Origin of the sequence: Kribbella sp. NPDC003557 (assembly GCF_040610805.1) — a bacterium.
Taxonomy (GTDB): Bacteria; Actinomycetota; Actinomycetes; order Propionibacteriales; family Kribbellaceae; genus Kribbella.
This window is the reverse complement of record NZ_JBEXMY010000003.1, coordinates 631,539-653,475: the sequence shown is the minus strand read 5'-3', so window position 1 is coordinate 653,475 and position 21,937 is coordinate 631,539. Positions and strand designations below refer to the sequence as shown.

At 69.3% G+C, this 21,937-nt stretch carries 22 protein-coding genes; 16 read left to right on the top strand and 6 right to left on the bottom strand.

Annotation, left to right across the window (positions count from 1 at the left end; translation table 11 throughout):
- The first annotated feature begins 47 nt into the window (after window positions 1–47).
- The 8 genes from ABZW60_RS15015 to ABZW60_RS14980 all read left to right on the top strand — a co-directional run bounded on the left by ABZW60_RS15015 (window position 48) and on the right by ABZW60_RS14980 (window position 8,622).
- On the top strand, window positions 48–845 hold the full coding sequence (locus tag ABZW60_RS15015) for a MerR family transcriptional regulator (protein ID WP_355477005.1): 798 nt from the start codon (window positions 48–50) through the stop codon (window positions 843–845).
- Between the two features lie 10 nt (window positions 846–855).
- Window positions 856–1,803 (top strand): ATP-binding cassette domain-containing protein, encoded by a 948-nt coding sequence (locus ABZW60_RS15010; RefSeq protein ID WP_355477003.1) that lies wholly within the window; start codon window positions 856–858, stop codon window positions 1,801–1,803.
- A 1-nt stretch (window position 1,804) separates the two neighbouring features.
- Window positions 1,805–2,587 (top strand): ABC transporter permease, encoded by a 783-nt coding sequence (locus tag ABZW60_RS15005; protein ID WP_355477001.1) that lies wholly within the window; start codon window positions 1,805–1,807, stop codon window positions 2,585–2,587.
- Complete coding sequence (locus ABZW60_RS15000) at window positions 2,587–3,390, top strand: ABC transporter permease (RefSeq protein WP_355476999.1); 804 nt, start codon at window positions 2,587–2,589, stop codon at window positions 3,388–3,390. Before ABZW60_RS15005 ends, ABZW60_RS15000 begins: the two co-directional genes overlap by 1 nt.
- 106 nt (window positions 3,391–3,496) lie before the next feature.
- A complete protein-coding gene (locus ABZW60_RS14995; protein WP_355476997.1) occupies window positions 3,497–5,122 on the top strand; it encodes a hypothetical protein in 1,626 nt (541 codons plus the stop codon).
- 489 nt (window positions 5,123–5,611) lie between these two features.
- A complete protein-coding gene (locus ABZW60_RS14990; RefSeq protein ID WP_355476995.1) occupies window positions 5,612–6,706 on the top strand; it encodes a hypothetical protein in 1,095 nt (364 codons plus the stop codon).
- A 56-nt stretch (window positions 6,707–6,762) separates the two neighbouring features.
- Complete coding sequence (locus ABZW60_RS14985; RefSeq protein ID WP_355476993.1) at window positions 6,763–7,806, top strand: hypothetical protein; 1,044 nt, start codon at window positions 6,763–6,765, stop codon at window positions 7,804–7,806.
- A gap of 69 nt (window positions 7,807–7,875) precedes the next feature.
- Complete coding sequence (locus tag ABZW60_RS14980) at window positions 7,876–8,622, top strand: hypothetical protein (protein WP_355476991.1); 747 nt, start codon at window positions 7,876–7,878, stop codon at window positions 8,620–8,622.
- Here ABZW60_RS14980 and ABZW60_RS14975 read toward each other — a convergent pair.
- Both ABZW60_RS14975 and ABZW60_RS14970 read right to left on the bottom strand, forming a co-directional pair.
- On the bottom strand, window positions 8,602–9,816 hold the full coding sequence (locus tag ABZW60_RS14975; RefSeq protein WP_355476989.1) for an aminoglycoside phosphotransferase family protein: 1,215 nt from the start codon (window positions 9,814–9,816) through the stop codon (window positions 8,602–8,604). The two genes, ABZW60_RS14980 and ABZW60_RS14975, sit on opposite strands and share 21 nt — an antisense overlap.
- 37 nt (window positions 9,817–9,853) lie before the next feature.
- On the bottom strand, window positions 9,854–10,300 hold the full coding sequence (locus ABZW60_RS14970; protein ID WP_355476987.1) for a MarR family transcriptional regulator: 447 nt from the start codon (window positions 10,298–10,300) through the stop codon (window positions 9,854–9,856).
- An 88-nt stretch (window positions 10,301–10,388) separates the two neighbouring features.
- Here ABZW60_RS14970 and ABZW60_RS14965 point away from each other — a divergent pair, with 88 nt between their 5' ends.
- Window positions 10,389–11,888 carry an MFS transporter gene (locus tag ABZW60_RS14965; RefSeq protein ID WP_355476985.1) on the top strand — a complete coding sequence of 500 codons (1,500 nt, stop codon included), beginning with the start codon at window positions 10,389–10,391 and terminating at the stop codon, window positions 11,886–11,888.
- A 134-nt stretch (window positions 11,889–12,022) separates the two neighbouring features.
- Window positions 12,023–13,069, top strand: a complete 1,047-nt coding sequence (locus tag ABZW60_RS14960) for a hypothetical protein (protein ID WP_355476983.1) — start codon at window positions 12,023–12,025, stop codon at window positions 13,067–13,069.
- 99 nt (window positions 13,070–13,168) lie between these two features.
- On the opposite strand, the gene ABZW60_RS14955 is transcribed toward ABZW60_RS14960, so the two are convergent.
- Window positions 13,169–14,413: an MFS transporter gene (locus tag ABZW60_RS14955; RefSeq protein ID WP_355476982.1), complete on the bottom strand. Its 1,245-nt coding sequence runs from the start codon at window positions 14,411–14,413 to the stop codon at window positions 13,169–13,171.
- A 148-nt stretch (window positions 14,414–14,561) separates the two neighbouring features.
- Between ABZW60_RS14955 and ABZW60_RS14950 the strand changes: the two genes are divergently transcribed.
- Both ABZW60_RS14950 and ABZW60_RS14945 read left to right on the top strand, forming a co-directional pair.
- Window positions 14,562–15,539, top strand: coding sequence for an ATP-binding cassette domain-containing protein (locus ABZW60_RS14950; RefSeq protein ID WP_355476980.1), 978 nt, complete (start codon window positions 14,562–14,564; stop codon window positions 15,537–15,539).
- A complete protein-coding gene (locus ABZW60_RS14945) occupies window positions 15,536–16,372 on the top strand; it encodes an ABC transporter permease (RefSeq protein ID WP_355476978.1) in 837 nt (278 codons plus the stop codon). Before ABZW60_RS14950 ends, ABZW60_RS14945 begins: the two co-directional genes overlap by 4 nt.
- 64 nt (window positions 16,373–16,436) lie before the next feature.
- On the opposite strand, the gene greA is transcribed toward ABZW60_RS14945, so the two are convergent.
- A complete protein-coding gene (gene greA / locus ABZW60_RS14940) occupies window positions 16,437–16,949 on the bottom strand; it encodes a transcription elongation factor GreA (protein ID WP_167206879.1) in 513 nt (170 codons plus the stop codon).
- A gap of 265 nt (window positions 16,950–17,214) precedes the next feature.
- Here greA and ABZW60_RS14935 point away from each other — a divergent pair, with 265 nt between their 5' ends.
- A complete protein-coding gene (locus ABZW60_RS14935; RefSeq protein WP_355476975.1) occupies window positions 17,215–18,552 on the top strand; it encodes a hypothetical protein in 1,338 nt (445 codons plus the stop codon).
- Here the strand turns inward: ABZW60_RS14935 and ABZW60_RS14930 are convergent.
- The gene (locus tag ABZW60_RS14930) at window positions 18,549–18,977 is read right to left on the bottom strand and encodes a DUF4307 domain-containing protein (RefSeq protein WP_355476973.1); all 429 of its coding nucleotides are present in this window, start codon (window positions 18,975–18,977) and stop codon (window positions 18,549–18,551) included. The two genes, ABZW60_RS14935 and ABZW60_RS14930, sit on opposite strands and share 4 nt — an antisense overlap.
- Before the next feature lie 58 nt (window positions 18,978–19,035).
- Between ABZW60_RS14930 and mca the strand changes: the two genes are divergently transcribed.
- The 3 genes from mca (at window position 19,036) to ABZW60_RS14915 (ending at window position 21,380) form a co-directional block, all read left to right on the top strand.
- Window positions 19,036–19,899, top strand: coding sequence for a mycothiol conjugate amidase Mca (gene mca / locus ABZW60_RS14925; protein ID WP_355476971.1), 864 nt, complete (start codon window positions 19,036–19,038; stop codon window positions 19,897–19,899).
- A 43-nt stretch (window positions 19,900–19,942) separates the two neighbouring features.
- Window positions 19,943–20,227, top strand: coding sequence for a hypothetical protein (locus ABZW60_RS14920; RefSeq protein WP_355476970.1), 285 nt, complete (start codon window positions 19,943–19,945; stop codon window positions 20,225–20,227).
- Window positions 20,228–20,354: 127 nt separating this feature from the next.
- Window positions 20,355–21,380, top strand: coding sequence for a CopD family protein (locus ABZW60_RS14915; RefSeq protein ID WP_355476968.1), 1,026 nt, complete (start codon window positions 20,355–20,357; stop codon window positions 21,378–21,380).
- On the opposite strand, the gene ABZW60_RS14910 is transcribed toward ABZW60_RS14915, so the two are convergent.
- Window positions 21,377–21,904: a nitroreductase family protein gene (locus tag ABZW60_RS14910; protein WP_355476966.1), complete on the bottom strand. Its 528-nt coding sequence runs from the start codon at window positions 21,902–21,904 to the stop codon at window positions 21,377–21,379. The two genes, ABZW60_RS14915 and ABZW60_RS14910, sit on opposite strands and share 4 nt — an antisense overlap.
- Window positions 21,905–21,937: the final 33 nt, after the last annotated feature.

Below are 21,937 nucleotides of genomic sequence, written 5' to 3'. Positions count from 1 at the left end.
TAAAGGCTGACGTAACGTCATACTCCAATCCCTTTTCCGGAGGTGTCGTGGAGCGCACGGTCAGCGAGGTGGCCAAGCTCGCCGGTGTCTCGGTGCGGACGTTGCGGCACTACGACACCATCGGCCTGCTGCCGCCCGGCCGTGTCGCCGCGAACGGCTACCGGTACTACGGCCGGCCCGAACTGCTCCGCCTGCAACGGATCCTGCTGCTCCGCGAACTCGGCGTACCGCTGCCGGGGATCGCGCGGATCCTGGACGAGCAGGACGACGAGGTGGCCGCGCTGCAAGGGCATCGGGAGGAGCTGCTGCGGGAGCGGAAGCGGCTGGACGCGATGCTCGGCGCGATCGAGCGGACCGTCGTGGCGCTGTCCGGGGACGACTCGGTGGCCGACGACGAGTTCTTCGCCGGCCTGTCGGAGGCGCGCTCCCGGCTCCGGGACGACCTGGCGGAGCGGTACGGCGAAGAAGCCGCGGCCGGATTCGAGAAGGCGGTGCGGGAGACCGAAGCGTGGACGCGGGAGGACTACGAGCGGATGGGGGACGAGGGCCGCCGCTTGCTGCTGCGCATGGCCGCCGCCAGGGACCGCGGCGTCGGCCCGGACACGGACGAAGCGCTGGAGCTGATCGAGCAGCATTACCAGGGCGTGCTCGAGCTCTGGCCCGCGACGCCCACGTCGTACTACGGGCTCGGGGATCTGCTGGTGGAGAACGCGGATCAGCGGGCCGTCGTCGAGATGGTGGACAAGGATCTGCCCGAGTGGCTGGCGGCCGGCGTGCGGGCGTACGCGGTGAAGCGGCTCGGGTACCGGCGAAACGAGGAGGAAACTGTCCGACGGTCCGTCTAGTGTCGGTCAGGTGAGCGAGCAGCGGGAGTCCTTGGTGCACGTCCGCGGCCTGCGGAAGTCGTACGGCGACTTCGAGGCCGTGCGGGGCATCGACCTGGACGTGTGGCGGGGCGAGGCCTTCGGCTTCCTCGGGCCGAACGGCGCGGGCAAGTCGTCGACGATGCGGATGATCGGCGCGGTCTCGCCGACCAGCGGCGGCACGCTGCGGATCCTCGGCCTGGACCCGGCCGCCGACGGCCCGGCGATCCGCGCGCGGCTCGGGGTGTGCCCGCAGGACGACACCCTCGACACCGAGCTCTCCGTCCGGGAGAACCTGACCATCTACGGGCGGTACTTCGGGCTCAGCCGGGCCGAGTGCCGCAGCCGCGCCGACGAGCTGCTCGAGTTCGTGGCGCTGACCGACAAGGCGAAGGTCAAGGTCGACGAGCTGTCCGGCGGGATGAAGCGCCGGCTGACGATCGCGCGTTCGCTGGTCAGCAAGCCCGACCTGCTGCTGCTCGACGAGCCGACCACCGGCCTCGACCCGCAGGCCCGGCATCTGTTGTGGGACAAGCTGTTCCGGCTCAAACAAGCCGGCGTCACGCTGATCATCACCACCCACTACATGGACGAGGCCGAGCAGTTGTGCGACCGGCTGGTGGTGATGGACGGCGGCCTGATCGCTGCCGAGGGATCCCCGGCCGACCTGATCCGCGACTACTCGACGCGTGAGGTGACCGAGCTGCGGTTCGGGCCGGACGTGATGCTCGCCGACCACGACGCCCTGGCCGGCAAGGTCGAGGACCTCGCCCAGCGCATCGAGGTGCTGCCGGACCGCCTGTTGCTCTACACCGACGACGGCGAGCGCGCGGTCGCCCAGGTCCACGAGCGCGGCCTGGAGCCGGCCGCGGTGCTGGTCCGCCGTTCCACGCTCGAGGACGTGTTCCTGCGCCTGACCGGCCGGACGCTGGTGGACTGACATGGCGCTCGCGGTGGAGAACGGTCGCCGGATGTTCGACTACTGGCTGACCGTCTACAAGCGGACCTGGAAGGGCACGATGATCAGCAGCTTCCTGCTGCCGATGCTCTACCTGGCCGCGATGGGGATCGGGCTCGGCTCGTTCGTGGACAGCAACGGGACCGGTGCGCTCGGCGGCGTCAGCTACCTGCAGTTCATCGCGCCGGGGCTGCTGGCCGCCACCGCGCTGCAGATCGCGGTCGGCGAGGCGACGTATCCGGTGATGAGCGGGCTGAAGTGGCAGAAGTTCTACCACTCGATGATCGCGACGCCGCTGCGGCCGGCCGACGTGGTCTACGGCCAGCTGGGGTTCATCGCGTTCCGGGTGTTCACCTCGTGCGCGGTGTTCCTGGTGATCATCACGCTGTTCGGCGGGTTGAAGTCGCCGCTCGGGGTGCTCGGTCTGCCGGTCGCGCTGCTGGTCGGGATGGCGGTCGCGAGCCCGATCGCGGCGTACGCGACGATGCTCGACAACGACTCCGGGTTCGCGATGGTGTTCCGGTTCGGCGTGGTGCCGGCGTTCCTGTTCTCGGGGGCGTTCTTCCCGGTCTCGCAGCTGCCGGACTGGATCGAGTGGCTGGCCTACGTCAGCCCGCTGTGGCACGCGGTCGACCTGTGCCGCAGCCTCAGCCTCGGCACGGTCGACCCCTGGCTCGCGCTGCTCAACGTCACCTACCTGCTGGCGTGGTTCGTCGTCGGCACCTGGCTCGCCGTCCGCGGCTTCACGAGAAGGCTGATCGGCTGATGGCGACCATCGCGGCCCGCGTGCTGCCGGTTCCGGTCCGGCTCGGCGGCGGCCGGCACATCGTCGAGCGGAACTTCCTGCTCTACCGGCGGTCCTGGGTGGTGTTCCTGTCCGGCTTCTTCGAGCCGGTGTTCTACCTGCTCTCGATCGGTATCGGTGTCGCCCACCTGGTCGGCGACTTCACGTTGTCCGACGGCACGAAGATCGCGTACGCCGCGTTCGTCGCGCCGGCGATGCTGGCCAGCTCCGCGATGAACGGCGCGATCTTCGACTCGACGTACAACATCTTCTTCCGGATGAAGTACGCCAAGCTCTACGACTCGATGCTGGCCACACCGCTGCGGCCGTGGGACGTGGCCACCGGCGAGGTCACCTGGGCGCTGCTGCGCGGTGCGATCTACTCGGCCATGTTCATCGTGGTGATGCTGCTGATGGGGCTGGTCTCGTCGTGGTGGGCGCTGCTCGCGCTGCCCGCCTCGGTGCTGATCGGGTTCGCGTTCGCCGGTGCGGGGATGGCGCTGACGACGTTCATGCGCAGCTGGCAGGACTTCGAGTTCGTGCAACTGGCGATCATGCCGATGTTCCTGTTCTCGGCCACCTTCTACCCGGTCGAGACCTACCCCGAGGCGATCCGCTGGCTGGTCGAGATCACCCCGCTCTACCAGGGCGTCGTCCTGACGCGCGCCTTCTGCACCGGCACCGTCGACTGGTTCCTGCTCGTCCACGCCCTCTACCTGGCCGCCATGGGCGCCCTCGGCATGTACGTCGCTTCCCGCCGCCTCGGCAAACTCCTGCTCAAGTGATAAGTGTTTGATTGACTGCAGGATGTAACGGCAGTGGGCGATTTCCGATGTTCCCTCTGGATCGGTTGTGTTGATGGGGGAGTCGGATGCAAACGATTGATTTGAGATGAGTGAGGGCGACGGTACCTTCCCTCCCGACGCGAGCCGGCCCCGGTCGGTCACGAGGTTCTTTCGCAAAAGGCACAGCCTGATTCACTCGGGTCTGCTTGGGGTTGCGTTCATCGCCTCGTGCGCTGCACTCGCCAACCTGGCGCGGGGGCACGGCGCGCGGGCGATCTCGTTCGGCTCGGTAGCGCTTGTCTTCGCCGTCGTGGCGGCTGTTCTCGCACACCGGGACCTGAAGCGTAACCGCAGGGTTGACGTCCGGACGAGCGTCACCTGGTCGTGGCGTCCATCGACGGTCGACGCTTACCAGGCCACCGTCTTCATTCAGGGAATCTTGTTCCCGAAGAACCTGAATTCTCGAATTCGGGAGACAGTCTCGCCGTTGGCCCGAGCGACGCAGTTTCGGACGGTCTATACATTACGCCTCCCGCGGGCCGGGGTTCGGGAAGGAACTTTCTTCGTCCCCTTCATGGTGGTGAAGAAGGGTCGGCTATTTGATGATCTCCAAGTTGAGTCGGGCGAGGGTGCCGGACGGGCAACGCTCTCGTACGGTGACTATCTTGAATTAGTCAGCGTGATCTTCCGTCATCTCGCGAACATCGATGGAAAGCGAGCGTTGAAGCGCTACTTGGGCATCGAGAAGGAGTTGATGACCCTCGTTGCGGGGCGGGCGCCAGTCGACGACTCCGGCGATCTTGTCGACAAGTTGTTCAGAGAGATGGACGATGGCCGCCTGGTGCGGACGAGACCACGAGAGTTGATGAGGGCCATGGCCAACATCCTCATTGTCCACTATGCGATCGTCGTAAAGGTGCCTGTCAGTGACGTGCGCGAGGATGAACAGTGGGAAGTATTGTCCACGACGGAGCGACGCCTGCTTCCGCTCCATGCGCCAGAGTTTGTGGACGACTGGATCGCTTGGCTATTCGACCGCTTCCGGCGATGGTTCGGTGTTCGGCCGAACCATTTTATGCTGCCGATAGAAAAGGCGCATCTGACCCCAAGCTATCACCTGGAATTCCTCGGCCCGCCGAACACTTATCTCGCCAGGCAGGAACTGCAGCATTATGTTCCGACATTGTCGTCTTATATGCGAATGCGCCCCAGGCTGGGGCAGCGGTACAGTCATTTATATCTACGTGATGCTACCGTGGATGCGCTGACCTGGAAGTTGAGGCTCGCGTTCTTCGAACGCCCCCCTGGCTCCTTCGGCGCGGCTGGCGTGACAGCAATTGCCGCGTTCTGCTTGATATTCATTGCCGGCCGTGTTGCGTCGTCCGGTGCCACGAACATCCCTGGCGATGTCACGGCGATCATGTTGTCCTTGCCGGTGGTCAGTTCGGCTTGGATCGGTTTGGAACGCGGCAAAGTGCCGTTTGGTGGAACCACGGCCAGTCGAATCAGCTCATTGGCAAGCTTCATCACATCGTTGGCGGCAGCGTCAGTCTATCTCCGCGCGGTAGGTAGCCGCTCCTGGACCGACGAGTCGTATTCTCTGCTCGGAGCCCATGGGGTCTGGGCCTTACTCGTCGGCGCGGCCGGTCTGAATTGCTTCTGGATCTGCTACGGATGGTTCCGTCGATCAGCGATCTACAGTGCTATGTTGTCGAAGCAGCGGAACGTCTAAGCTGGGAAGTTCCTTGTTCGGCTGGTGGAGGTTGGGGGGACTGGATGAAATTCAGTGGGGACCTGGGATCGTGGACCGTCTCGCCGAGCATCGACAAGAAAGTCATTCGTCGAGAACTCGGCAACGTCCGTCCGTACGAAGAGTACGTGGTTGGCGGTGGGTTGCTCGCGGACCTGACTGGCGCCAAGCGTGGTGTGCGAGCCGATGCTTCGGCCGCCAGGAAGTCCACGGGCCGGCGATGGAGGCGTCGCACCTAGGGGCTTGATCGGGGCACCGATGACTGGCGCGGAATGGAGTCCGCTGACCGCTGTTGACTCGAGGCGGGCTACGCGCTGGGCCGCGATTGTGTTCACGGCATGCTGGTGGACGTAGGCGTGGTCGAGGAACGACGGCGATCGACGCGTCTGCTCGATGTGTGCTTACGGCGCCCGAGGCTACTTCCTCAAAGCGCGCGGAACCGCGGTATGCCTTGGCGCCGTCGGAGTTCGCATGGACATGTCCTTCCGGGATCTCGTGCGCGCTCCGAAGGTCGAGCTGCCGGGCGGGGCGCGGCGGTGGGTCGACGAGGCGTTGCGGCTGCTCGTCGATCACTTCGGGACCGACGCGCTGCGCCGGCCGGCCGTGGTGCCGGGGGAGTTCGTGCCGGCCGGGTACGACGGGTCGGCCGAGGCCGCGCGTGAGGTGTGCGTGAAGGTGAGCGAGCGGATGGGGATCCCGTCGGCGCGGATCCGGTTCAGCTTCCAGCTGGAGCAGGTCGTCGAGGCGGGACAGTTGCTCGCAGCCACTCTCGTCGCCGCGTATGTCGCGCAGTCCCTCCCGGCGTTCCGCGGTGCGGCCGTGGAGGACGTAGCCGCCGTACGGAAGTACTCGCGGATGGCCGGTCCCGCGACCGATGACCGGTTCGAGGAGCTCCTGGTCGAGTGCGGCGTCCACGACGACAGCGATGGCCTGCTGCCGGAGATCCAGCGGTTCGCGTTCCTCGACTTCCTCACCGAGCTGGTCCGTTGCCGGGAGATCGCGGCGGAGCCGGACCCCGTACGCCGGGCCGGGCTCGAGCAGCGACCCGGCCGCCCGGACCCCGGAACCGCCGCCGGCGAGGCCGCGGCCGCCGGCCGCTGGACCGACCTGACCTACTGCCTGCCGGGTGTCGAGCTGCTGCCCGGCCACACCGCGGTGATGCTCGGCTCCGGCATCCTCGCCGACCCGACCGTGCTGATCGCCGCAGCGTCGCACGAGCTCGGCCACCAGGTCCTGCTGTCCTCCGACGTACCGGGCGGCGCCGGCCCGCTGCGCGAACCGCTGACCGACCTGTACGCCGTCCTGCACGGGTTCGGGATCGCGCACGCCAACGCGGCGCTCGACGAGAAGACACTCGACACACCGACCGTGGAGACCTTCGGGTATCTCGGCGAGAACGCCGTCGCCGAAGCGCTCGCCGCGTACCGCTTCCGGCAGCACCGGCTGGTCCGCGACGGACCGCTCCTCCCGGAGTGGCATCACGCGCTCGATCTCGAGCCGCGCGCTCGCTTCGTCGCTCGCCTGGAGGAACTGATCGGCGGCCCGCCGACCGTGGTGGGTTGGTGATCCGGCCGCAACACTCTCGATGGAACGGGGCCGCGTGCGGCCGCGTCAGTCTCGGTATGAATCTGATCGGTGCGTGGCGGCGCCGGCAACGACACCGAGAGCTGCTGTACGGACCGAAGGTCCTGCTGCCCGGTGGGCCGGAGCAGTGGATCGAGAACTCGCTGGACTGGCTGATCGGCCGGTTCGGCGTCGAGCCGCTCCGCCGGCGGCCGGTCGTGCCCAGCGAGTTCGTGCCGGCCGGGTACGACGGGTCGGAGTACGCGGCGCGCGAGCTCTGCCTCAAGGTCTGCGCCTGGATGGAGGTCCCCGACGACCGGATCCGGTTCAGCTTCCGGATGGAGCAGGTCCGTGCCGCCGCCCGCAGCGCCGCCGTACGCCGGCTGCGGGCCGAGCAGGGCCGGGAGCTCGTCGCGGTATCGGGGCTGCAGGCAACGATGACGCCGGCCGAGGTGGACGCGCTGGCCGCCGAAGGATTCGCGGCCGAGATCGGCGTGCTCGCCGAGCGCGAGCTGCACGCCGAGGTGAAGCGCTGTACGGCGATCCTCGCGGAGACCGACCCGGTCCGCCGGGCCGAACTCCGCCGGCGCGCCGACGCGGTCTGGTCGGCGCCGGCCGGCAGCGGATCGCGCGCGGCCTGGCTGGACCTGCGCGGCGGTGGGCACCGGGGCACCGCGGTGATGCTGTCGGCGAACACCTTGGCCGACCCGGCCGCCGTGGTCGCGGCCACCGCGCACGAACTCGGCCACGAGGTGCTCTGGGGTTATCACCTGATCGACCGCGGCCGCCCGGACGCCGAGGCGCTGACGGACCTGTTCGCGGTGTTCCACGGATTCGGGATCTTCCTGGCCAACCAGGCGGTCGAGCGGGTCCCCGGCCGGCGTTCGGCGCTGCAGACGCTCGGCTATCTCGGCGAGCGCGGCGCCTCCGACGCGCTGGCGGCGTACACCTTCCGCCGGCACCTGTTGTGGCCGGAGTCGATCCTGCCGGCGATGCCCACCGAGGTCGACCGGCCCGTCCGCCTCCGCACCTTCGCGCGCCTCGCGACGCTGGTGAAGGACGCCGAGATCGCGTCGATCCAGGAGGGCGCGCCGCTGCCCTGACGTCCACGCGCAGTGACACAGCGGAACCAGGAGGTTTCGCTGCGGCGTCGTACAGGCATGATCCGGCGGGTGAGGAATCCGATCGGCATGATCCGGCGAAGTCAGCAGCTGCGGTCCCAGCTGAAGGCGCCGCGCGAGCGGTTGCCGGGCGGCAGCCGGCGCTGGATCCGTACCTCGATGGACTGGCTGGTGGCCGAGTTCGGCCGCGACGTGCTGCTCCGTCCCATCGCCCTGCCGGCTGACCTGATCCCAGACGGGTACGACGGGAGCCTGGCCGCGGCGACCGAGCTGTGCGGCCGCGTCGACGCGTGGATGGACCTGCGCCCCGGACAGTGCGGGCTCAGCTTCGAGCTGAACGGCGTACGGCGACCGGCGAACGGTCTGGTGGTGAAGGAGCAGTCCGGACGCTGGATCCGGACGAACGGCCAGAACCAGATCCTGCTCGCACCCGCGCTGGCGGCCGATCCGGTCGCGCTGGTCGCGACGTACGCCCACGAGGCCGGGCATGAGCTTCTGCTCGGCAGCGGCCGGATCTCACTCGTGCGCCGGCCCGACCACGAGTCGCTCACCGACCTGCTCACGGTCTTCTACGGGCTCGGGATCTTCACCGCGAACGCGGCGTACGAGAACCGGCCGCGTCCGAACGGGCGCGGCAAGCAGCCGCTGGCCCGCGGGTACCTCCGCGAGTCGGTCCTGTCCGAAGCCCTCGCCCACTACGCGAAGCTCCGCGGCGAACGCCACCCGGACTGGGATCGCTACCTCGACCCGCCGGTGCGCCGCGGTCTTCGCAACCAGCTAGTCGTTCTGCACCGCTAGTAGCTTCTCGAGCCAGAACGAGCCGCCGCGGTGCATCGACTCCTTGCTCGGGCCGTTGAGGTGGTCGACGAGGTGGAGATAGGTAATCGTCTGGTAGAGCGTGCCGAGTTCCCCGGCCAGCGTCAGCGCGCGACGCAGGTCGGCGGGCGCGGCGTACTCCTCCCACTCGGCCAGGTACGCGTCACGCACCTGCGGGTCGCTCGACAGCGGTGACGCCTTCTCCACGAACGTGACCAGGTCGAGGAACGGATGCGCCAGCGCCGCGTCGGTCCAGTCGAACGCGAGCACCTGCCCGTCGCGCACCGCCAGGTTCCGCGGGTGCAGGTCGCCGTGCAGCAACGTCTCCGGTACGCCGATCGCCGCCAGCTCGGCGATTGCCTCACGCAACTGTTTCGCGCGGTCCGGCAGCAGCGCCCGCTCGGTCGGATCGAGGCGTTCGGTCAGTGCGTTCGGTGCGAGCAGCCGGTCCAGCTCCGCGTCGAGGACGGCGAGCCGCCGGTCGGCACAGCTGTACTCCAGCAGCCGTTCGGGCTCCGCCGCGTAGCTGCGCTGCAGCCGCGCATGGTTGCGTACGGCATCGATCCACAGCGCGAGGTCGCTTTCGCCGGCCAACGGTGACCCGAGGTCGGGCAGCAGCATCCAGGCGCGCTGCTCGTCGACGGCGATCGGCGCCGGGACCGCGCCGGGCCGGTCGGTGGACGCTCGCTGCAGGAACTGCGGCTCGTTCGCGAACAGGAACGGCAACGCCTCCGGCTCGGTCGAGGCCTGCGAGAGCGCCTTGAAGTACACGTCGCCGTCGGTGGTGGGGATGCGCAACACGTTCGAGAGGCCCCACGACTTCACCTGCACCCACGGGCCGGTCGCTTTCACGCGCTCGGCGATCCACCGCGGTGCCTCGCCGTACCACTCCGGCTGTGTCCAGTCGGGCAGGTCCGGCGAGCCGACGGGATGGTCGTGGACCCAGCGGGCGCCGGCCGGCGGCTCGCCGGACAACAGCATCAGGTACGTGAGAGGGTCCTCGGACAGACACGCGAGGACGACGGCCTCGATGCCGTGCTCGGCCCGCAACGCCTGCAGCACCGGCTCGACGTCCGGGAACCAGAAGTCGTCCGGCTGCGGGACCCGGGGGAGTCCCGACGGGAGCATGAGAACAGCCTGGTCGGACGGACGCACGACGACAGCGGTGGCTTCCACGTCCTGAAGCGTATGTACCGCAGCAACTGCTTTTCGGTTAGCTGACGTCCGCTGAAGGGACCGGCTCACAGGTCTTCACCAGCGGCGCGTGCAGCCGCTGGGCGAGCACCTGGCGCTGGGTCGGCTGTGCCTCGGTCTGGCGACGCAGGCCCTCGTCGGTCAGCCGGACGTTGACGGCGCGGCGGTCCTCGGGGCACATGTGCCGCTCGACCAGGCCGGCGACCTCCAGGCGGCCGATCACGCGCGAGAGCGCGCTCTGGCTGAGGTGCACGGACTTGGCGATCGTCGCCACCTTCGCGGAGTGCTCCGGCAGCTCCGCGAGCCGCTCGAGCACCTCGTACTCACTCATGCCGAGGGCGTGGCCGGCCTGCAGGGCCCGATCGAGGGCGCAGGTCAGGTCCGCGTGGCGGGCCAGCAGCTCGCGCCATTCGCGCACATCGGCGGTGGTTTCACCAGTCCCACCACTGACCTTCGTAGCGGTCATGGAGCCGACCATAGCATGCACGCGCAATCTATGCAAACGCATTTAATGCCTAGACATTAGATGCACATGCATGCAATAGTCTCTCCTCGTGACCGAAACAACGCACACCACATCACCGGCCCGCATGACCTGGGACGCGCGCCTCTGGGGCGCACTTCTGGTGGTCTGCGGCGTGATCTTCCTCGACGGCCTGGACGTGTCCATGGTCGGCATGTCCCTGCCGTCCATCGGCGCCGACCTGGGCGTCTCCCTCGCCTCCCTGCAGTGGGTCGTGACCGGCTATGTGCTCGGGTACGGCGGCCTGCTGCTGCTCGGCGGCCGGACGGCCGACCTGCTCGGCCGGCGCCGCGTGTTCCTGATCGCGCTGGCCGTCTTCGCCGTCGTCTCGATGCTGAGCTCACTGGCGAGCAACCCCGAACTGCTCATCGCGGCGCGGTTCGTGAAGGGCGTCGCGGCGGCGTTCACCGCCCCGGCCGCGCTCTCCATCATCACCACGACCTTCCACGAGGGCCCGGATCGCAACCGCGCCCTCAGTATCTTCACCACCTGCGCGGCCAGCGGCTTCTCGATGGGCCTGATCCTCGGCGGCGCGCTGACCGAGGTCGGCTGGCGCTGGACTTTCCTGATGCCCGGCCCGGTCGCCCTGATCGTGCTGCTGTTCGGCATCAAGCTGATCCCGAACAGCCCGCGCGACGACGCCGCCGGCGGGTACGACGTGCCGGGGGCCGTCACCGTCACCGCGGGCATGCTGTCGCTGGTCTACGCGGTGGTCGGCGCCGAGCACGCCGGCTGGGCGTCGGTGCAGACCATCGGGCTGTTCGTGCTCGCGGCCGTGCTGCTGGCCGGCTTCGTCGCGATCGAGCAGCGCACCAAGCACCCGCTGGTCCGGCTCGGCATCCTGCGCAACGCCTCGCTGCGGCGGGCGAACCTGGCCATCCTGACCGTCTTCGGTTCGTACGTCGCCTTCCAGTTGATCGGCACCCTGTACCTGCAGAACCTGCTGGGCTGGTCGTCGTTCGAGACCGCGCTCGGGTTCCTCCCGGCCGGCCTGCTGGTGGCCACGCTGTCGCCGAACGTCGGCAAGATCGTCGACCGGGTCGGCACCGAGAAGATGATCATCGTCGCGATGGCGCTGTTCGTCGCCGGGTACGCGCTCTCGCTGCGGATCGGTCCGGAGTCGGCGTACTTCTCCGAGGTGTTCCCGACCATCATGCTGCTGGGTCTCGGGTTCGCGATCGGGTTCCCGTCGCTGAACATCCAGGCCGTGTCCGGGGTCCCGGACCACGAGCAGGGGCTGGCCTCCGGGCTGTTCAACACCTCCAACCAGGTGGGCGGCGCGGTCGTCCTCGCGATCGTGACCGCGGTGATCAGCGGCCAGACCGTCGGCGTCACCGCACCGACCGGGATCCTGTCCGCGTACAAGTCCGGCCTCGGTGTCGTGACGGGCATCGCGGCGCTCGGCCTGGTCATCGCACTGACCGGCCTGCGCGGGCTGCGCGCCCGCCGGTCCGCGGAGGAGCAGGAGGCGGCCGAGCTGGCCGCCGTACAGGACGAACTGGCGTCGGAGGAGATGACTCCGGCCGCCTGACAACAACCAGCCCCTCCCTGGGCTGTTGCGGTAATAGAGACGCAGTGGTGCGGACTACCTTCGGGGGTTCGCACCACTGCTTTTCGGGGGATTCCCCGATTGGTTTCGACCCGGCGGGGTGCTGGACTGGGGGCATGAGCAACCAGAGCTACGACGAGAAGGTCAAGGCCATCCTCGACCGCGTCGCGAAGGGCCACCTGTCCACCGAGGAGGCCACCACCCTGATCGCCGCCATCAAGCCGGCCGCCGACGCCGGTGACACCTCGACCGCTGATGGGCCGGGCGCCAAGGAGCCGGTTGCCGAGGAGGGGACCCAGGACGCCCCGCGCCGGAACTCGACCGACTGGCCGGACGCCGAGGACCTCGCGTCCCCGGAGGTCTGGGCGGACGCCGTCGACTCACCCGCCGCCGAACCCGCCGCCGAACCTGCTGCTGAACCCGTTGCCGAACCTGCTCCCGAGCCCGCCGCCGAGCCTGCGGCCGAGGCGGTTGTGGAGCCGGCTGTGGAGGAGGCTGAGCCGGTCGAGGAGGAGCACAGCAACGTGCCGATCCCGTCGGGTGTGCAGCGGGTGACCGTGCGGGCGATCGGGCGGCGGGTGCGGCTGATCGGCGAGCCGGCCGTGAACGGCGTCGCCGTCGACGGGCCGCACGTGATCAAACGCGACGGGGACACCCTCGCGATCAGCAGCGAGGGCGACATGGGCGTCTCGATCGACGGCTTCAGCATGCTGCGCAACCCGACCGACCTGAAGGCGCACGTCAACGGCCTCGCCAAGGAGCTGTCGATCCGGGTGAACCCGCAGCTCCAGGTCGAGGTCGAGGTCACCGGCGGCAGCGTCAACGCCGAGCGCCTGCCCGGTCTGAGCCGCGTCCGCGTCACCGCCGGTACGGCCAAGGTCTCCGACGTCGACGGCCCGATCGACGTCCTCGTGCAGGCCGGCTCCGCGAGCCTGGACGCCCAGATCACCAAGGGCCGCTCCCGTGTCCGCGTCGAGTCCGGTACGGCGCAGGTCGCGCTCCGCCGGGGCTCCGACGTCCACGTCCACACCGAGGCCCAGCTCGGCCGCGTCACCTGGACCGGCGCGGTCTCCGGCCAGTCCAAGGACGTGGAGATCGGCCGCGGCCGCGCCGCCCTCGACGTAGAGGTCCTGGTAGGCACCGCCCAAATCGCCTCCGACTGACCCACACCACCCCCAGCCCGCTCCGCCCCACGGTTCGGGAGGGTTGCCCGCGCAGTTGGAGGGTTGCCCCCTGGGGATTCCAGGGGGCAACCCTCCGGCTCAGTGGGCAGCCCCAGGGGTGGCGTGTTCGGCTGGGATGGTTCGGCGGGTGCGGAGGGGGGAGAGGTAGAGCACGGCGTTGCCGGCGAGGGTGCCTAGGCCTGCTATCCATAGGGTGGTGTGCAGGCCGAACGCCGTACCGAGCGCGCCACCCAACAGGCTGCCGAGCGGTGCGGCGCCCCAGCTGACGAAGCTCATCGTGGCGCTGACCCGGCCTTGCAGGTCCGGCGGGCAGAGCCGCTGCTGCGTACTGACCTGCAGGATGTAGCTCACGATGATGCAGAAGCCGGCCAGCAGCGTCCCGGCCACGAACCAGCTCACCATCCAGCCCGGGGCGGTCAGCGCCTGCACCGTGAACGCGACGCCGATCCCGGTCGACGACAGCAGCAGCATGCGCGCATCGCCGTACCGGGCGCTGAGCTTCTCGGTGACGGCCGAAGCGACGATCGCGCCGACCAGGCCGATCATGCTGAGGACGCCGATGGTCGCCGGCTGCAGGTGGACGCCGCGCACCAGGTAGACGACCATGATCGCACCGGCGGCGGCCTGGAAGAGCATGGTCACCATCGTGTTCAGCGCGAGCGGCCGCAGCAGCGGATGCCGGAAGACGTAGCGCATGCCGTCGCCGATCTCGCGGCGCAGGTTCGGCCGCTCGGGCTTCACGGGCTCGGCCTCCGGCGTACGGATGCTTCGCAGCCAGAGCGCTGACCAGAGGAAGGTCAGTGCGTCCAGGCCGATCGTCAGCGCGGCCCCGAGCCACTGGACGAGCAGACCGCTCGCACCGGCGCCGATGACGGCTGCGACCGAGTGGTTCGCGGCCAGCTTGGCGTTGCCCGGCAGCAGGCGGTCCCGCTCGAGCAGGCGCGGCAGGTACGAGTTGTGCGCGACGTCGAACAGGACCGCGAGGATCCCGGCCGGCACGAGGACGACGTACACCTGCGTGAGGGTGAGTACGCCGAACCACCAGGCGACCGGGATCGACGCGAACAGCAGCGCCCGGAGCAGGTCGGCGTACACCAGGACCGGGCGGCAGCGGATCCGGTCGGCCCAGGCCCCCGCGAACAGGCCGAGGACGAGCCACGCGGCCGTCTCGCAGGTCCGCAGCAGCGACACCTGGAGCGTCGAGGCGTTCAGGGTGAGGACGGCGAGCAGCGGGATCGCGCCCATGCTCAGGCGGGACCCGAGCTGACTGAGCAGGTCGGCGGCCCACAGGCGGCGGAAATCGGGGTGGCGGAGGATGCCCATTCCGCGACCGTAAAGCCAAACCTGAGCCGTGTCGACTCAACTGTCAACAAAGTTGAGTCGAGCAGGCTCAATATAACTTGGGAGTGAAATTGTCGGCGTTCTCCGGCAGGATGGTGGCCTGCGTCACATCCAGAAGGGGGACGTGCGGATGGCTGCAATCGAGGCAACCGGCCTCGTGAAGACGTTCAAAGGCCGAAAGGCCACGGTCAAGGCGCTCGACGGGATCGACCTCGACGTGCCGGAAGGGACAGTGCTCGGCCTCCTCGGGCCGAACGGGGCGGGCAAGACCACCACGGTCCGCGTGCTCACCACGCTGATGAAGCCGGACGCCGGCTCCGCCCGCGTGCTCGGCCACGACGTGGTGGCCGAGGCGGACACGGTCCGGTCGCTGGTCGGGCTCTCGGGGCAGTACGCCGCGGTCGACGAGCTGCTCACCGGCCGGGAGAACCTGTGGATGTTCGGCCGGCTGTACCGGCTGGGCAGCCGGCAGGCGAAGGAGCGGGCCGAGGAGCTGTTGGCGACATTCGACCTCACCGACGCCGCGGACCGGATCCTGAAGACGTACTCGGGCGGTATGCGGCGCCGGCTCGACCTGGCCGGTTCGCTGATCGCGCACCCGAAGGTGCTGTTCCTCGACGAGCCGACCACGGGTCTGGACCCGCGCTCGCGGCTGGATCTGTGGCAGATCATCCGCGACCGGGTCCGGGAGGGCGTGACGATCCTGCTCACCACGCAGTACCTGGAAGAGGCCGACGAGCTGGCCGACAGCATCGCGGTCGTCGACCACGGCGCGGTGATCGCCCGCGGGACGGCGGACGAGCTCAAGGCGAAGGTCGGCGGCGAGCGGATCGAGGTCGTCGTCCACGACCCGGGCGAGACCGTGCGGGCGCTGGAGCTGCTGACCGGCGCGCTCGGCATCGTGGATCCGGACTCGACGACGATCGAGGAGCACACCCGCCGGATCACGGTGCCGGCGCCGGGCGGCTCGAGCGCGCTGGTCGACGTGATCCGGACCCTCGACGCGGCGGCGATCCGGATCGCCGACGTCGGGCTGCGCCGCCCGACGCTGGACGACGTGTTCCTCACCCTGACCGGGCACGAGGCCGGGCAGAAGGAGTCGCTGTGAGTGTCGAGCTGCCGGCCCGGGTGAACCCGATCGGCCGGGCGTTGTCGGATGCCAGGATCCTCGCCTGGCGGAGCCTGAAGCGGATCCCGCGGACCCCGGACATGCTGATCTACGCGACCATCCAGCCGATCATGTTCGTGCTGCTGTTCGCGTACGTGTTCGGCAACGCGATCCCGATCCCGGGCTTCCCCGGGCCGCAGGCGTACCGGGAGTTCCTGATGGCCGGGATCTTCGCGCAGACGATGGCCTTCGCGGTCGCGTCGGCGAGCGTCGGGCTGGCCGACGACATGTCGAAGGGCCTCATCGACCGGTTCAGGTCGTTGCCGATGGCAAGGTCCGGGGTGATCGCCGGCCGGGTGGCCGGCGACCTGGTGTTCAACACGTTCGTGATGCTGATCATGGTGCTGTGCGGCCTGCTGGTCGGCTGGCGGTGGCACAACGGGTTCGGGCAGGCACTGGCGGCGTTCGGCATCCTGCTGCTGTTCGCGTTCGCGATGCTGTGGGTGGGCGCGCTGATCGGGCTGTCCGTCGGCGGCCCCGAGGTGGCGTCGTCGGCCGGACTGATCTGGCTGTTCCCGCTGACCTTCCTGTCGAACGCGTTCGTGCCGACGCCGCAGCTGCCGAGCGCGCTGCAGCCGATCGCCGAGTGGAACCCGATCTCGTCGATCGTCGCGGCCTGCCGGCACCTGTTCGGCAACCCGTCGCCGTTCGCCAGCCCGGACAGTTTCCCGGCCCGGCACCCGGTCTGGCTGTCGCTGATCTGGTGCACGGCGATCATCGCCGTCTTCGCGCCGCTCGCGGTCCGTAAGTACCGCAGCGCGACCGGCCGCTGATCCGTCCCGCAAAAGCAAGCGCCCCGGTGGGTGATCCACCGGGGCGCTGGAAGCTTTTGGTGGGTCAGCCGGTGAAGGGTTCCGCGGCGACGATCTCGACGGTCACGTCCTTGCCGTTCGGGGCCTCGTAGGTGGCCTTGTCGCCCTTCTTCTTGCCGAGGATCGCGGCGCCGAGAGGAGACTGCGGCGAGTAGACGTCGATGTCCACCGACGCGTCCAGGGCGAGCAGCTCACGGGAGCCGAGCAGGAACGTCTCGACGTCGTCGTCACCGGCGAACTTGATCGACACCTTCATACCCGGCTCGATCTTCCCGCCGGCCTTCGGGGTCTCGCCGACCCGGGCCCGGCGGAGCATGTCCTCCAGTTGCCGGATCCGCGCCTCGATCTTGCCCTGCTCGTCCTTGGCGGCGTGGTAACCGCCGTTCTCCTTGAGGTCGCCCTCGTCCCTGGCCTCGCTGATCCGCTGCGTGATCTCGGCACGGGCGGGGCCCTTCAGGTGCTCGAGCTCCGACTTCAGCTGGTCGTAACCGTCCTGCGTCAGCCAGACAACGCTGTCTTCGTCGATCTTCTGCGTCACGGGCTGCTCCTTGTGTCGGTTGGGATGGGCAGGAAATACTGCTGGCCGCCGTCGTCGACGGCGACCAATCAAATGAGCGTAGCAAGAGACCGCAGATCACGCAGGGTCTCTCACAAGTCACAGACGCTTGGAAAACGTTTGCTGGACGGACGTCCGCCGATCCGGCGACCGATTCGCGGCAATCGGTTGCCACGGCACGCGATTGACCCCTGACCAGTCCTTTCCTAGTCTCCCGGAGGGCGACAGCGGGCGCGAGGGGGCAGACGTGGTGCAGGTGACAACGGACGGCGAGCGGGCCGGCCGCGGCCCGCGCCGGCGATGGATGATCGCGGGCGTCACCGTCCTCGCGGTCACAGCGGCCGGTGTCACCTGGGCGGTCGTCGGCCGGGGGAACTCGTCCGGCGGTTCTGGCCCGTCGGCGGCGACTCCCTCGCACACCGTGTCCGGACCGCCGGCCGAAGAGGGGATCCAGGCCGGCGCGGACGCCGTCCTGAAGGCCCGGGCGTCGGCTGTGCTGACCGGCAAGCTGCCGCAGTACCTCCAGAACGTCGACCCGGCGAACTCGCAGCTGCGGCAACGCGACCAGCAGGTGTTCGCCAATCTGCGAAAGCTCGGCCTGTCAGGGCTCAGCTACCGGATCGACACCAACTGGGCCCCGGAGGTACAGGCACAGCACGGACCGAACGCGTTCGCGGTCCGCGTCCTCATGCTCGTCCAGATCGCCGGTATCGACTCGGCCCCGCGGGCGACCTCACTCGGCTACACCTTCGCCGAGCGCGGCGGCCGCTGGCTGCTGGTCGACGACGACGACCTCGCGGCCGAGGCGGACCTCAGCGCGTATCGCGAGCCCTGGGATCTCGGCGCGGTCGACGTGGCGCGCCGGCCCGGTGTACTCGTCGTCGTCCCGGCCGGCGAACACCGCAACGGTGAACGGCTCGCGCGCGAGGCGCAGCTGGCGATGCCGGTCGTGCGCTCGACGACCCGGCGGATCCAGGCGGGCATCCTGGTGGTCGCGATGGCCGACCGGCGCTCGATGGACCCGGAGTGGCAGTCCGGCGGTCATCCGGCCGCCGCCGTCGCCGCCAGGAACTTCGCGCCGGCGAATCCGGAGGCCAGCGAATTCAAGGTCACCGGGAGCCGGGTGGTGGTCCACCCCGACCAACGCACCAAGGCCGGCCGCCTGCTGTTCGCCCACGAGTTCACCCACGCGGCGATGGAGCCGCTGGGCGACCGGGCGCCGATCTGGCTGGTCGAAGGATTCGCCACGTACGTCGAGAACCGGCTCGCCGCGCAGAGCGGGTACCGGCGGGAGATCGACAGCGAGCGCCGCGCGTTGCTGCGCGAGAAGATCCCGGCGCTGGTCGTGCTCCCGATCGACGGCGTCTTCCACGGCGACTACGACGAGGACAGCTACGGCGTCAGCTGGATCATCGTCGACCACCTGGTGACCACGTACGGGCAAGCGGCCGTCAACGCGCTGTACGCCGAGCTGGCGCGCGGACCCGACACTCCCGCCGTGCGCGAACAAGTACTGCGCAAGCACCTGAAAGTCGGCGAGACGGCGCTGATCGCCGCGCTCAAGAAGGCCGGCGGCGCGGCTTAGCGGGGGCGGTGCTGGTCGGCGGTGGTGCAGCCGACGAGGACTACCGAGGTTGCGGAGCGTTGCGTTGTCAGCGTCACCGGGAGGACCTGGTGACGGGGTGCGTCCGCGGGGACCGTCAGGGTTACCTCGCCGACGATGGAGAAGTCGGCCGCTTTCGCCTGCAGCCGGCAGTTCGCCTCGACCGATTCGCCGCGGTCGACCTTCACGGTGGCCTTCACGCTGGTCGGCGAGACGATCTCGAAGCCCTGGAGCTGCGACGTCACCGGCGGGTTCGACTGGACCCAGGCGACCCAGACCAGCCAGGCCAGTCCGGCCAGTGCCACCACGCCCACGACGGCGATCAGCAGCGGTCGCCGGGACCGTCCGCCCCGTCCGTAGCGCGCGTTCAGGTCGGAGGGCGGACTGGTGGCAGAAGACTCGGTCACGGGGTGTCCAGGGGGTCGGTCGTGGGTTTTCGCAGGTGTTGGAGGACCATTGTGTCTTGTGAGTGGAGATCTTCGGTTGTTGCATGTGCACGCCCACCCGGACGACGAGTCGAGCAAGGGAGCCGCGTCGACCGCACGGTACGTCGCCGACGGCGTGGAAGTGATGGTCGCCACGTGTACCGGCGGGGAACGCGGATCGATCCTGAATCCGAAGATGGACCGCCCCGAGGTGCTCGCGAACATCACCGAGATCCGCCGCAAGGAGATGGACGCGGCGCGCGAGATCCTCGGCATCCGGCAGGAGTGGCTGGGCTGGGTGGACTCCGGGTTCCCCGAGGGTGACCCGCTGCCGCCGCTGCCCGAGGGCTGTTTCGCGGCGCAGAAGGTCGAGGACGCCGCCGCGCCGCTGGTGAAGCTGATCCGCGAGTTCCGCCCGCAGGTCGTCACGACGTACGACGAGAACGGCGGCTACCCGCACCCGGACCACGTCATGTGCCACCAGATCACCGTGGCCGCCTTCGAGGCCGCCGGCGACAAGGACGCGTACCCGGAGCTGGGCGAGCCGTGGCAGCCGCTCAAGCTGTACTACCACCACACGTTCCACTACGAGCGGATGAAGGCGCTGCACGACGGGATGGTCGCGCGCGGCCTGGAGTCGCCGTACGCCGAGCGGCTGAAGGACTGGAAGCCGGACCCGGAGAACGAGCGCCGGATCACCACCCGGGTCGAGTGCGCGCAGTACTTCGAGGTGCGCGACCGGGCGCTGCTCGCACACGCCACGCAGATCGACCCGGACGGCGCCTGGTTCGCCGTACCGCTGGAGGTGCACCAGGCGGCCTGGCCGACCGAGGACTACGAGCTCGCGCGGAGTCTGGTCGAGTCGGAGCTGCCCGAGGACGATCTGTTCGCGGGGCTGCACTGACGGGCGGCGCGGACAATGAGAGAATGGTGGCGTGGTAACAGCGATGATCTCCCTTCAGACGGCCGAGATCGACCCCAACGTGGTGAAGCCGGGGTGGGTCGCGCTGCTGATCGTGCTGGCGCTCGGTGCCGCCACGGTGCTGCTGTGGCGCAACATGGGCAAGCAGCTGAAGCGGATCGACTTCGATCGCGATGGTGCGGACGACCCAGCACCGTCCGGCGACCCAGCGACTCCGGACCCCTCGCCGTCCCCGGCTACCGATGCGGCGCCGAAGACTACGGCCCAGACCCCGACTCCGAGTGACCCCAAGGAACACTCAGAGCACTGACTCGGTAACTGATTCCTGAGGGCCAGGAAACACCCTGGTCACGAGATGGTGTCGGACTGGGCAGCCCACCTCTGGCTGACCCTATAGTGAGCCGCGTGCTGAATGGTGCCCACGACCGGTCCACCCGGTGACCGCGACCCGCGCCGCCCGGCATCGCATGCCCGGACGTCTGGTCGCGGGTGGGGTGGGTGCTGTCCTCGTCGCCTCGGTGGCGTTGGTGGCGGCGTTGTACGCCGCCGACAGCGAGCCTCGTGATGTCGGCGGGATCGGCGGTCCGGACGTCTTCGTCGCCTGGCTGCTGCCGCTGCTACGGATGATCTCCACGCTGGCCACGGTCGGCTGCGCCGGTGCGCTGCTGGCCGCCGTCGTACTGCTGCGCATCGAGGGCGGGCCCCTCGGCGTGCAGGGCCGGCGCGCGGTCCGGGACGCGAGCAACGCGGCGATCATCTGGGCGGCGTGTGCGTTCACCGGCGCGATCGTGACCGCGTCGCTGCTGCTGAACACGCCGGTGCTGCTGCTCCGGCTCCGCCTCGACGACGCGCTCGGCGTCCCCGAGGTGAAGGCGCTGCTGATCACCGGCATCCTCGTCCTCGCGCTGGCGATCGGTATCCGCCGGGTGCAGACGTCCTCGGCCGCCGGACTCGGTGTCCTGGTCGCGATCGGCGCGCTGGTCCCGACCGCGGTCACGGCGTACCCGAGGAACGAGTCGTACGTCGTCCTCGCCGGCGCGGCGCTGGTGATTCACGTGATCGCGGCGACGACCTGGGTCGGCGGGCTCGCGGGCCTGGTCCGGTACGGGCGGGCCAGCCGGTCCGGACTGCCGCTCGTCCTGGAGCGGTACGGCCAGGTCGCGTTCGTCTCGGCGATCGCCGTCCTGGTGAGCGGCCTGATCAGCGCCGCCGGCCGGCTGGCCGCGAAGGGCGGTGGCTGGGGCTCGGTCGTCGACGCCCTCACCGACGACGCGTACGGCGCCCTGCTGATCGCCAAGGTGGCCGCGTTCGTGCTCCTGGTCGTCCTCTCGGCGGTCCACCGTGCGCGCTCCGACGTCGACCTGCTGGAGTCCGGCGGCCCGTTCTGGCGCGTGGTCGGCGTCGAACTCCTCGTGATGGCCCTCACCCTCGGCCTGTCGGTCGCGCTCTCGCAGACGGCCTAGTCCCAGGGAGCCGTCCGCAGTTCAGTGGTGGTGCGGCGCTCCCGATCGGCCGGGCGGTCCTCGGCGGGGCGGCCGACCGCGATCATCGAGATGATGTGCCAGCCGGGGCCGGGATTGAGGTCGGCGGTGAGCGCCTCGAGGTCGAAGGCGCGGAACTGGCGGCAGGCGAGATCCATCGCGTGGGCCTGCAGGGTGAGATGCGCGACCGACTGCCCGAGGTCGTAGTCCGCGAAGTCGGAGTACGCCCACTCGGTGTCCTCGACGTAGCGGTGGGCCATCGTCACGATCAGCAGCGACGCGCTCGGCGCCCAGCGGGCCGAGCTGCGGGCGAGATGCCGGACGACGCGCTGGTGCTCGGGCTCGTCGCGGCGCGCCACGAAGTACGCCCAGGGCTGGGAATTGCCCGCGGACGGCGCCCAGCGGGCCGCGTCGAGCAGCAGCTCGACGTCCTCCTCGGTGACGGTCCGGGCAGGATCGAACATCAGCGGGCTGAAGCGGCTGGCGAGCAAAGGGTGGACGGGCACGATCCCATTCAACCCCGGACGCCTACGGTGGGG